This window comes from Chryseobacterium sp. FR048 (assembly GCF_056844665.1).
This window is the reverse complement of sequence record NZ_JBXDSE010000006.1, coordinates 176,442-188,669: the sequence shown is the minus strand read 5'-3', so window position 1 is coordinate 188,669 and position 12,228 is coordinate 176,442. Positions and strand designations below refer to the sequence as shown.

Here is a 12,228-nt window from a genome sequence, read left to right as displayed (position 1 = left end):
TAGAATATAAGTTTGTTGTTAATCCAAATGCATATTGTCAATTAATCTTACTCCGTCTACCACTACTACAATGAATGCTCTGAAATTTCTGTCCTTATAGAAAAAGTCAGTTTCTTGCAGCGTTTTTTCATCGGCAATCAGGAAATATTCTAATTTCATTCCCTGTTGGTTATCAAAAATATCGGTAACTCTTTCTTTGATTTCCGGTATCGTCACGGTTCTGAACCAGTCATTTACCTTTTTCAGAGTTTCATAAATAATTTTAGAAGCTTCTTTACGGTCTTCGTGAAGTCTTTGGTTTCTTGAGCTCAATGCCAGTCCGTTTTCTGCTCTGTAAATAGATACTCCGGTTATTTTTACAGGAAGTTGCTTTTTTTCTACCATTTTTCGGATGATAGCAAGCTGCTGGAAGTCTTTTTCTCCAAAATAGGCGTTGTCAGGTTGTACCTGTCTGAAAAGCTCTTCTACCACAGTTCCTACACCGTCAAAGTGCCCCGGCCTTGATTTGCCTTCCATTTCATTTTCCAGTCCGTCAAAGTCATAATGCTGACTCTCTGCTTTTTCAGGGTATATATCTGAAACTTCGGGGATGTAAACGGCATCTACAAGACCTGAGTTTTCAAGAATCAGAATATCTCGGTTGATGTCCCTTGGATATTTTTCAAGATCTTCCGCATTGTTGAATTGAGTCGGATTTACAAAAATTGAAGAAATCACAAGGTCATTCTCTTTTTTTGCCTCTTCATACAGCGAAAGATGGCCCTTGTGCAGAGCTCCCATTGTAGGGGCAAAACCAATTTTTTTTCCCATTTCTTTCTGTCTTTCAATAAAATCCTGAAGGACTTTTCTGTTTTTTATAACTTCCATAGTTTATTTAAATGCTATTTCAAAAATACTAAAAATATCACACAATAATATGTGTTTTTAATAATTTGAAAAACGGAATTTTCGTAAAAAAATGTTAATTAAAATAATGTTGGATGTTTTTTTGTAATTTTGCACATTAAAGCATTTTTACAAAAATTAGATAGAAAGTTTATGCCGAATCAAAAAATACTGTACATTACTACAGAGATGTATCCATATCAGGAAGATACAAATATGGCTGCAGTGGTAAACAAAATGGCACTTAAGATGCACCAAGAAGGCAATGATGTAAGAGTTTTTATGCCAAGATTTGGACAAATAAGTGAGCGGAAGTTCCAACTTCATGAGGTGATCCGCCTTTCAGGAATGAATATTATTATCAATGACCTGGATCAGCCTCTTATCATTAAAGTAGCGTCTCTTCCGGGGGAAAGACTTCAGGTTTACTTTATTGACAATGAAGAATACTTCAAAAGAAAGCAATATTATTTCGACGATGAAGGAAACCCTTTCGATGACAATGACGAAAGAGCGATTTTCTTTGCAAGAGGAGTGATTGAAACAATCAAGAAGCTGAACTGGGTGCCGGATGTAATTCATTTAAACGGATGGATGTCTTCTTTTGTTCCAATTTACCTTAAAACATATTACGAATCAGATACTTACTTTAAAGACGCTAAAATTGTCCTTTCTCTATACAATGAGAAAGACGCTGCTCTGGATAAAAAGATCGATGAAAAGCTGCAGTTTGATAATATTTCAGGATTAAAAGCGTTAGATAACCCAACGATCAAAAGCTTCGTTATCGAAAGTATGAACTATGTAGATATGGTGGTGAAGGGTGATGAATTCCTTGATGAAGACCTGGATCAGGCTTTCAACGAAACTGCAACTCAGAAGTCGGAATATCTTGACATAGATTCAATAAATCAACTTTATTAAAAAACACATTTTTAATGACTCATACTCTTAAAAGGACTTTCGCCATGCTTTTACTGGCGATTTTCGGAAGTACACTTCTTTATAACTGTGAACCAGATCCGGATGCTCTTGGAGAGCAGTTATTCAATCCGGATGCAGCACAAGGTACTGAGGTCCCTTTTCCTGTTATTGCTTATAACATCAATAATAATGACTCGATCAGAAGTGATGCTTCCAGATTGATCAGCGGATATATTCAAAATCAGGATGGCTCTATCACAACATCTAGAACTGCAATTCTAGGTGCTTTTACTGAAGGCCAGTTTGGAACGCAGAAGGCATCTTATATTACTCAGTTGAGAATGCCAAGTAATTTTGCTAATGATTTTGGAGGAGCTAACGCAAAAGTAGATTCAGTTGTTTTGGTACTTAGAATGCCTGCCAATACAGATAGTAATACTTTTTTCCAAAAAGACTCATTGACGACTACTAATTATGAGAAAAGTGATTTTCTGGTAGGAACTGAAAATGTAGCTGTTAATATTGAGAAAAAGACTTATCCGGTTTACAGGTATGGAAAAGCAGGACAGGCTTACAAGAATATGAAAATCAACGTAAATGAGATTACGACTTTCTTAGATACGAATGATGATGCTTTCAAACGTTCTAATGCCAATGTGGCTACTGGAGAACTTCTAGGTTCAGGAACTTTCGACGGAAACGTAAGCGCTTTAGCTATTAGAAGAAAATCAGATGGATCTGATGTTTTTACAGGAAATCTAGGATTCAGAATGAAACTCTCTAATACAGATTTCTTCCAGACTCATATTCTTGATAAAAAAGGAAAACCGGAATTGAGTGATCCAGCCAACTTCATCAGATATTTTAAAGGAATAAAGATTTCCGTAGATGAAACAGACCGTTACCTTTTCCAAATCTCACCAGACGATACGGAACTGATCATGTATTACAAATATGATAAAACGGAGAACGGTACCACAACAAGACCACAAACAGCACTTAGATTTAACTTGGCATCACCAAATGCTCATATCGGAAAATACGACTATAACAGATCCGGATCAGCTGTTGAAACTGCATTGATGAATAATAATACAACTACCGGTGACTCTAGGCTTTTTGTTCAGGGAATGGGGGGACCTTCTGTAGGAGTACAAATTCAGGATGGGATTATTAATGATCTTAAAGCTTTATATGCGAGTAATAAAATCGGTATCGTAGGGGCTAAGATCAGATTGTATGTAGATCCTGCAAGCTGGAACTATAACAATAAAACTACTACTAATAAATTTACAATCATTCCTCTTCTTAAGACTGATGACGGAAAATTGGATCTTTCTCAATTATCATTTGATACATTATACGGACTTAATCTCTATAATTATAATTCTGATAAGAAGTATTATGATTTCGTAGTGACAAAGACCATAAAAGCTATTGTTGAAGAACAAAAGGTAAATGATATAAATGGGAAGGAAGTAACGGTAACCAATAAACCTTTTTATATTAGTATGGGATCATTTATTGCTGGATCATCAGGGAAGATTAGCAGTGGATGGAGTACTTCCAGAGCTGTGGATATGAATAGAGTTGTTCTTGTTGGGTCAGATGCATCGAATGCTAATAAAGCTCAGTTAATAATAACTTACGGAACAAAGAAATAAAACACAATAAACACTAGACAAAATAAATATGTGCGGAATAGTAGGATATACAGGTTTTCAAGACGCTTACGAAATTGTAATCAATGGTCTTAGAAGATTAGAATATAGAGGGTATGACAGTGCCGGAATTGTTTTAGAAGGTTCAGACAATAAGCTTGAAGTAGAAAAAACAAAAGGTAAAGTTGAGGATTTAGTGAATATTTCGAAAGCACTGAAAGGAACTTCCAAAATTGGAATGGGGCACACGCGTTGGGCTACCCATGGAGTTCCAAGTGACAGAAATTCACACCCGCATTTGTCAAATAACGGAAAAATAGCAATTGTACACAATGGGATTATCGAAAACTATGATACCATTAAAACAATGCTTACAGAAAAAGGATTTACTTTCAAATCTGAAACAGATACAGAAGTATTGGTAAACCTTATCCAGTATTTTATGGATCTGAATCCTGATATTGATTTCCCGACTGCTGTAAGATATGCATTAAACGAAGTATACGGAGCGTATGCTATTACTGTACTTCACGAAGATTATCCGGGAGTTTTGGTAGTAGGAAGATTAGGTTCTCCACTGGCTATCGGAATCGGGGATAAAGAATACTTCATTGCCTCTGATGCTTCTCCTTTCGTAGAATTTACAAAAGAAGCTATTTATCTTGAAGAAGGACACATGGCTACCATTTCTCTTGAAGGTGGAGTAGATATTAGAACGATCAAAGAAAACTCTAAAATTGAGCCTGAAATTCAAGAGCTTAAGTTTAGCTTGGAGCAGATCGAAAAAGGAGGATATGAGCATTTCATGCTTAAAGAAATCTTTGAACAGCCAAAATCTGTACATGATACCATGAGAGGAAGACTTCTTGTAGATGAAGGAATCATCAAAATGGCGGGGATCTGGGATCATGTTGAAAAATTCAAAAATGCCAACAGAATTATCATCATTGCCTGTGGTACTTCATGGCATGCAGGTCTTATCGGAGAATACCTTATTGAAGAGTATGCGAGAATTCCTGTAGAAGTAGAATATGCTTCAGAGTTCAGATACAGAAATCCTATCATTACAGATAAAGATGTTGTGATTGCAATTTCTCAGTCAGGAGAAACGGCAGATACAATGGCTGCTCTGAAATTAGCAAAAGAAAAAGGTGCATTTATATATGGTATATGTAATGTTGTAGATTCTTCCATTGCGAGAATCACTGATGCAGGTTCATATACGCATGCCGGTCCTGAGATCGGGGTGGCTTCTACGAAAGCATTTACAGCACAGCTTACGATCCTTACTTTAATTGCCTTTAAATTAGGAAAACACAACGGAAATTTAGGAAATGCAGAATTTATGAGCTTAATTGCTGAGCTTGATGCAATTCCTAAGAAAATCGAAGAAGTGTTGAATACGACCCATGAGCTGACTCAGAATATTGCCAAAGATTTTATAAAAGCTACAAACTTCCTTTATTTAGGAAGAGGATACAACTATCCTGCAGCTTTAGAAGGTGCTCTTAAATTGAAAGAAATTTCTTACATCCACGCAGAAGGGTACCCGGCTGCAGAAATGAAGCACGGTCCAATCGCTCTTATCGACGAAAATATGCCGATCGTAATCATTGCTCCTAAAAAAGGACATTATGATAAAATTGTAAGTAATGTTCAGGAAATTAAAGCGAGAAAAGGTAAAATTATTGCTGTCGTTAATAAAGGTGACCGTCAGGTAAGCGAAATGGCAGATTATGTTATTGAAATTCCCGAAACATCAGAATGTTTCTCTCCAATCGTTGCTTCCGTGCCTCTGCAACTGCTTGCTTACTACATTGCAGTATATAGAGGAGCCAACGTAGATCAACCGAGAAACCTAGCAAAATCTGTAACCGTGGAATAAAAAGTTGTTGTAAATAAAATAAATTTAGATTTCTTCCGTTATTTCAAAAAAAATCTTAAAAGTTTCTTAAAAAAATTATATATTTACGGCTTAATTATAAAAATTAACATGAAAAGGATATTTCTTTTATTATTGTCTGCGTCAGTAGCATCGGTATCTTGTTCAGGTGGTGGCAGCTCTTCTGTAGGGAAGCCAGGAACAAAAGGAGAATTGATACCAAGAGAAAAAACAAAATCATTTGTTGCGGAAAGACCATACGGAATGGTTGCAATTCCTGCAGGTTCATTTGTTGCTGGTTTAGCAGATCAGGATCCGACAAATACTCCTGAAAAAGCATCATTGAAGACCGTTACTGTTTCTTCCTTCTTTATGGATGAAGCAGAAACTACGAATGCGGAGTACAGAGTATTTATCAACTATGTAAGAGACTCTATCGCTAGAACTTTACTTGCTGAAGCTGCCGGAGAAGGTGGTGATGAAGGCGGACGTAAAGGAGCAGCTATAGGAGATTATGCATACCTTGCTAAAAAAGAAGAAAATTTAACACCTTATCAAGAATATATGGAAGGCCAGGGTGGCCGAGAAGACGGAAGCTATGATGCCAGCAAAAGATTAGATTGGAAAATTCCATTACACTGGAGTACATCAAAATATCCGGATGTAGAATACGCAGAAGTTTTAGAATCTATGTATCTGCCTTCTTCTTCAAGAATTGGAAACGAAAGAATTTTAGACGTAAGTAAACTGAAGTATACTTACCGTTGGGGAGATATGGACGCTGCAGTTGCAGATAACGAAAGAGGAGCTAACTACCTGAAAAGCGAAAGTATCGCGATTTATCCTGATACTACCGTTTGGGTAAAAGACTTCCACTTTGCTTACAATGAGCCATTGTTCGAACAGTATTTCTGGCACAAAGCTTACAAAGATTATCCTGTAGTAGGGGTAACCTGGGATCAGGCAAGAGCTTACTGTAACTTCAGATCTAAATTGAAAACAGATTACAACGAAAGCTTAAAAAGAAAAAAACAAAGACCATTGCAGTTCAGACTTCCTACAGAATTTGAATGGGAATATGCTGCAAGAGGTGGAATGCAAAATGCTACTTACCCTTGGGGTGGTCCATACTTAATGGATGACAGAGGTTGCTACCTTGCCAACTTCAAACCTAAGAGAGGTAACTACATGGAAGACGAGAAAAAAGGTACTTATACATATACAGCTCCAGTTAAGAAATTTAAGAAAAATGGATTTGGGTTATTTGATATGGCTGGAAACGTTTCTGAATGGACATCATCTGCGTATAATAACTCTTCATACGGATTCTCTTCTACATTAAATCCTTCTACTAAAGACAAGTTGGATACGAAGAAATCTGTAAGAGGTGGATCTTGGAAAGATATAGGATATGCGTTAATGACGGGTGCAAGAGATTGGGAAAGAAAGGATTCAGCAAGAAGCTATATCGGATTTAGAACTGTACAGGATATTCCTGAAGCAGCTGTTAAGCCAAGAAGAGTTAACAGATAATAAAACCAAAACAATTATTTTTCAATACAATTTTATTTAACATTAAAAAAACTAACGCAATATGTTTAAGACTAAAGATGCTTGGATGAATTTCTTCTATTCATTCGGTGCTGCAATTGTAATTCTTGGAGCTTGGCTTAAAATTACTCACATTACTCTGGGACCCATTAATGGTAATATCGCTCTTACCGTAGGGCTTATTACAGAGGCTATTATCTTTATCATTTTCGCATTCGACCCTCCAAAAACTGAAGAGTCTTATGCTTGGGAAAATGTTTATCCTGAACTATTAGATAAACATGCAAACCCAAACCCATTGCATTCTAATGTAACCACTAAAAATACAAATGCTCAATTTGCTGAATTAGAAAACTCTCTTTCCAACAAATTAGATCAGATGCTTAAAGATGCTAAATTAGATGTTCAGTTATTCGAAAGTCTGAGAACAGGTATCAATAAGTTTTCAAGCTCAGTAGATCAGATCAACCAGACTGTTGATGTTTCTGCTTCTACACATAAATATAATGAGCAGCTAAACAAAGCAGCTCAGCATATGGAAAGCATGAATGCTTTATACGCAATTCAACTTGAGAATGGTAAAAAGCAGTCTGAATTTGCTAACAAATATGTTGCTGATATGCAGAAATCTGCAGAGCAGTCTGAAAAATTCAACCAAGAGCTACAAGGTTTAACCTCTAATCTTAATAACTTAAATAGAGTTTATGGTGGTATGCTAACTGCGATGAAGTCTTAATTCCTAACCATTTCTAAATTTAACTACTTAATCAAAAAACAAAGAACAGAGAATGGCACAAGGAAAACAGACCCCTCGTCAGAAGATGATCAACCTGATGTATCTGGTGTTCATCGCGATGATGGCCCTCAATATTGATGCAGAAATCATCAGGTCATATTATGATTCTACCAGAGCATTAAATGAAACCAGAACTTTAACGGAAAGAAAGAACGAAAAGATCTTTGAAAGAACACTTGAAGCTAAAGCTCAGCAGGTTCCGGATACCTATGCAAAACCTTGGGAAGACTATAAAGTGTTGAAAACCAAGATTGATGTATTGGTAAAACATGCTCAGGATGTAAAAGATTTGTTGAAAAAACAATCTGAGTTCCATGATAAAGATCCTAAAACAGGAAAAGATATTGATGTAAGTGAGAATTTTGCTGCACTTAACAATAACGAGGCTACTACCGAATATTTCTTCAAAGAAGGAGATGAAAATTCACCTTCAAAGAATGCACTGGATCTGAAAGCAAAAATCGATGATGTAAGAAATTATATCAACGCTACTTTTGGAAACAATGCACAGCTTAAAGATCTTGTGGAAAGAGCTAACAAGTCTCTGATTGCAGAGTATCCTAAAGGAAAATCTCCGAATGATAAGACTTGGTTTCAGAATAAATTTTATCACCAGCCGCTTATTGCTGCAATATCCAATTTGGAAATTATCCAAAATGATGCCAGAAACGTTCAGTCTGATGCATTAGCATTATTACTTCAGGAAAAAGTAGATGCGAGCATCAAATTTACAAGCTATGAGCCTATCGTTTCCGGACCTACAGATATTCAGGCAGGTAAACAGGCTGAAGTAAAAGTAATGCTGGGTACTTATTCTAACAGTAATAAGATCAGTATTTCCGGAGTGAGCAAGCAGGAAAACGGAAAAGGTATTATTCCTATTTCTGGTGCTGGTATCGGAGAACATAAATTAGGAGGTACTATTACATTGACGGATGCTACAGGTAAGCCACAGTCTTTCCCTTGGACGCATACTTATAATGTAATTGCAGGACCTAGAGAAGTAAAACTTGAAAAAGGATTATTACTTTCTGCAGATAAGATGAATGTAATGTATAGAGGACTTGAGAACCCTGTTTCAGGATCAATCTTAGGTGCTGACAATTCTAAACTTTCATTATCAGCTCCGGGAGCATCTGTAAGAAGTACAGGTCCTGGTAAATGGATTGTAAAACCTACAACAGGTACTACGGTGAAGTTAACACTATCCGGAATAGATCCTTATGGTAAGTCTGTATCTCAGGTATTTGAATATAGAATCAAGAATGTTCCGCCACCTCAAGGTCAGATGAGAGGTATGAATGTATTGTCGATGCCGGCAACTTCTATCCCGAACCAATCTGTACAGGCAGCTATTCCTGACTTCGACTTCCCGGTATCGTTTACTGTAACTCAGTTCATGGTAAGAGTACCTGGTAGAGCAGCTTTATTGATCCACGGTAATTCATTGAATGATGCTGCAGGATTGATCAAGAACCTGAGAAGCGGAGATGTAGTTTCTATCTTTGATATTAAAGCAACTGCACAAGGTCTTGAAGGACAGCAGATCAAAAATATTACTCCTATATTAATTAACGTTCAATAGGACTAAAATTGGAATTTATTATGAAAAAATATATTAGCACCCTTTTAGTATTAGTTTCGGGATTTGCTTTTTCCCAGACTATTCTGAACGCTTCTTCTCCGGAAGAGTTTAGAAAGATGAGAGAGGAGAACAAACAAAAAGTTGGTGATACTATTATAGATAAAACAGTAAAGCCTCTTGAATACGGATTTGTTGAAGAAAAAGACATCCTTAAGAGTATGTTTGTTTGGGAAATTATTGATATGAATGATAAGATCAATCAGCCATTCTATTATGATAATCCTGACGGTCTTCTTTCTACACCAACAAGATCTCTATACCAGTTATTATTAGATGCGGCTTTAACCGGTAAAATAGAACAGGTATATGATGATGAAAACTTTACTGTAAAACTTTCACCTGAAGGAATTCAGAAAAGACTGGAGAATGTAAGAATCAACGATGCTGCTATCGATATTCTAAACTCAGGAAGACAACTTACTGAAAAGGAGAAAAAAGAATACACCGATGTATTTAAGACTACTACCGATAAAGTAAAAGTTCTTAAAATCATGGGAATGTGGTTCATCGATAAGAGAGACGGACAAATGAAATACAGACCTCTTGGTATTGCAGCAATGGGACCAGATCCTGCTGTACAGGGAGTAATAGGACCAGATGGTAAGCCTATTGCAGGGAACGATGAATTGATCGACCTGTTCTGGATCTTCTATCCGAATGCAAGAGATATTTTAGCAAACAACTATGTTTTCAACAGAAAGAATTCATCTGCTGACCTTTCATTTGATGATATTATCAATGCAAGAAGATTCTCTTCCATCATCTATAAATCTTCAAGCGGTTTAGGAGACGGTACAATCAAAGATTATATCCCTAAAAATGCTGATGATCAGTTAGAAGAAAGTGATAGAATCAAAGCGCAGATTCTTGAAATGGAAAATGATATGTGGAATTACTAGATTTCACTTGATATTTATACAAAACCTGAGTATTTTTACTCAGGTTTTTTTATTATGTAATGTCCCTTTGTTTATTGTCAATCAATAATCAAAGAAATAGGGGATTGCATATGACCTTTAAATAAATGAAATTTCTCATATGAAGAATGTAGACTATATTATTGTAGGAGACGGGTATACAGGGCTTTTTTTAGCCCATCAGCTCATTAAGAATAACAAATCATTTGTGATCTTCTCAGAAGGAAGAAAGAGTGCTTCACAGGTTTCGGCAGGCATCATCAATCCTGTTGTGCTTAAAAAATTTACGACGTTCTGGAAAGCTCAGGAGCAGATTGACTTCCTGAAAGAGAGCCTTGAAGAAATAAAATCCTATACCGGAGAAAACTATCTGATCAATGCTCCTATTCACAGGATCTTTCATGATGAAAATGAACAAAATCTCTGGCTGAAGAAATCGGCAAATGAAGACTTAGCTCAGTTTCTTGATCAAAAATTTGATCATTTAAACATAGTAAAAAACGACTTTCTCACAGGAAAGGTGAATCAGTCTGCGAGGTTGAATGTTAGTGGATTTTTTGCCGTTCTATTCGGTTTTTTTGAAAAAAACGGACATTTGGTAAAAGAAAAATTTGATTATACGAAACTGAACCCTTCTGAATCCTCCTACAAAGATTTTATTTTTAAACATGTGATCTTTTGTGAAGGAATGGGAGTGAAAGACAATCCGTATTTTTCTGAAATTGCGGTGAATCCTAATAAAGGGCATCACATCAAGGTCAAACTTTCCCAGCCGATCCCTGAAAATATAACCATCAAAAAGAAACACTTCCTATTTCCAACCGGAAACGGACTTTATTTTTACGGAGGAACCTATGACAGAGAGCAGCTGCATCATCATATTGATGAATCGGCGGTAACTCAGTTGGTCAATGGACTTTCTGAATTTTATCCTTACGATTTTGAAGTGGAGGAAGTGAATTTTGGGTTCCGTCCTACCGTAAAAGACCGCAGACCGATTATCGGAAGACATGAAACGTTTAATAACCTGTATGTTTTCAACGGACTGGGAGCCCGCGGAATTCTGAACGGATGTTATTTCTCAAGAGATTTAATCCGTTTTATAGAAGAAGATATTCCGTTGCATAAAGAAGTTTCCCTGAGCAGATTTCAATAGTATAATGGCATGATATGAATGAAAATGTATTAGGTATAATAGCGGGAGTTCTAACATCTGTTTCAATGATTCCTCAGCTGGTGAAAGTGATCAGAGAGAAAGATGTGGAAGACGTTTCTTTACTGATGCTGCTGATCCTGATTTCCGGGCTATCTTTATGGATATGGTACGGGATTGTAAAAGAGGAATGGCCTATTATTTTATCGAATTCATTTGCTGTTCTTGTCAATATAAGTCTTTTGCTTTGTTATTTTATGTATAATAAAAAGAAATAAAGAATCATATACTTACAAAAAGACGCCCTATAGAAATAAGGCGTCTTTTTTATATTGTATGGAAAAATACAATTATTCAAGAACAAACTTGGCTAAAGGAGCCATTCTTGCTTTGTTCAAAGTTAATGTATTTCCATTTACAGAATAATTATCTGCTGCAAGAACTGCTTTTGTAAACTGGTTTTCAATGTCAAGATCTTCGCACGCCATCATGGTAGACATTCCCTGATTGAATTTAATTCTCATCATTTCAGGTTTGATCTCAAATGTTCCTCCAAATCCGTTACATCCGGCATTACCTTCATATCTCATCCCGTCCATATTCAGCTTGAAGTGAGGATTGTTTTTAGGATTTTTCAGATTGATAGGCTTTCCGTAAAGCTCTGTTAATTTCCATGTTTTCCCTGTAATATCATTAGTTGGTTTTTGTGCAGTAGCTTGTGGTTTACAAGATACAACCAGGAATGTAGCTATAACAAGAGCGGATAAATAATAATATAAACTTTTCATAATTTTTAATTCTTTATTTTTTTATA

General features: G+C 36.2%; 11 protein-coding genes. 9 read left to right on the top strand and 2 right to left on the bottom strand.

Annotation, left to right across the window (positions count from 1 at the left end; all coding sequences use genetic code 11):
- Positions 1-18 precede the first annotated feature (18 nt).
- A complete protein-coding gene (gene panC / locus AC106K_RS17530) occupies positions 19-867 on the bottom strand; it encodes a pantoate--beta-alanine ligase (RefSeq protein ID WP_482446741.1) in 849 nt (282 codons plus the stop codon).
- Positions 868-1,038: 171 nt separating this feature from the next.
- On the opposite strand from panC, the gene AC106K_RS17525 reads away from it, so the two are divergent.
- The 9 genes from AC106K_RS17525 to AC106K_RS17485 all read left to right on the top strand — a co-directional run bounded on the left by AC106K_RS17525 (position 1,039) and on the right by AC106K_RS17485 (position 11,692).
- On the top strand, positions 1,039-1,809 hold the full coding sequence (locus AC106K_RS17525) for a glycogen/starch synthase (RefSeq protein WP_047094793.1): 771 nt from the start codon (positions 1,039-1,041) through the stop codon (positions 1,807-1,809).
- A 14-nt stretch (positions 1,810-1,823) separates the two neighbouring features.
- Complete coding sequence (locus AC106K_RS17520) at positions 1,824-3,473, top strand: DUF4270 family protein (RefSeq protein ID WP_482446740.1); 1,650 nt, start codon at positions 1,824-1,826, stop codon at positions 3,471-3,473.
- 28 nt (positions 3,474-3,501) lie between these two features.
- Positions 3,502-5,355, top strand: coding sequence for a glutamine--fructose-6-phosphate transaminase (isomerizing) (gene glmS, locus AC106K_RS17515; RefSeq protein ID WP_482446739.1), 1,854 nt, complete (start codon positions 3,502-3,504; stop codon positions 5,353-5,355).
- 108 nt (positions 5,356-5,463) lie between these two features.
- A complete protein-coding gene (gene porK / locus AC106K_RS17510; RefSeq protein ID WP_482446738.1) occupies positions 5,464-6,885 on the top strand; it encodes a T9SS ring complex lipoprotein PorK/GldK in 1,422 nt (473 codons plus the stop codon).
- A gap of 61 nt (positions 6,886-6,946) precedes the next feature.
- The gene (porL, locus tag AC106K_RS17505; RefSeq protein ID WP_482446737.1) at positions 6,947-7,639 is read left to right on the top strand and encodes a type IX secretion system motor protein PorL/GldL; all 693 of its coding nucleotides are present in this window, start codon (positions 6,947-6,949) and stop codon (positions 7,637-7,639) included.
- Positions 7,640-7,691: 52 nt separating this feature from the next.
- Entirely contained in the window at positions 7,692-9,284 is a 1,593-nt protein-coding gene (gene porM / locus AC106K_RS17500) for a type IX secretion system motor protein PorM/GldM (RefSeq protein WP_482446736.1), read from the top strand.
- Between the two features lie 20 nt (positions 9,285-9,304).
- A complete protein-coding gene (gene porN / locus AC106K_RS17495; protein WP_482446735.1) occupies positions 9,305-10,243 on the top strand; it encodes a type IX secretion system ring subunit PorN/GldN in 939 nt (312 codons plus the stop codon).
- A 139-nt stretch (positions 10,244-10,382) separates the two neighbouring features.
- Positions 10,383-11,417 carry an NAD(P)/FAD-dependent oxidoreductase gene (locus tag AC106K_RS17490; RefSeq protein ID WP_482446734.1) on the top strand — a complete coding sequence of 345 codons (1,035 nt, stop codon included), beginning with the start codon at positions 10,383-10,385 and terminating at the stop codon, positions 11,415-11,417.
- A 14-nt stretch (positions 11,418-11,431) separates the two neighbouring features.
- A complete protein-coding gene (locus AC106K_RS17485; RefSeq protein ID WP_482446733.1) occupies positions 11,432-11,692 on the top strand; it encodes a SemiSWEET transporter in 261 nt (86 codons plus the stop codon).
- 72 nt (positions 11,693-11,764) lie between these two features.
- Here the strand turns inward: AC106K_RS17485 and AC106K_RS17480 are convergent, their stop codons facing one another.
- Positions 11,765-12,202, bottom strand: coding sequence for an META domain-containing protein (locus tag AC106K_RS17480; RefSeq protein WP_482446732.1), 438 nt, complete (start codon positions 12,200-12,202; stop codon positions 11,765-11,767).
- Positions 12,203-12,228: the final 26 nt, after the last annotated feature.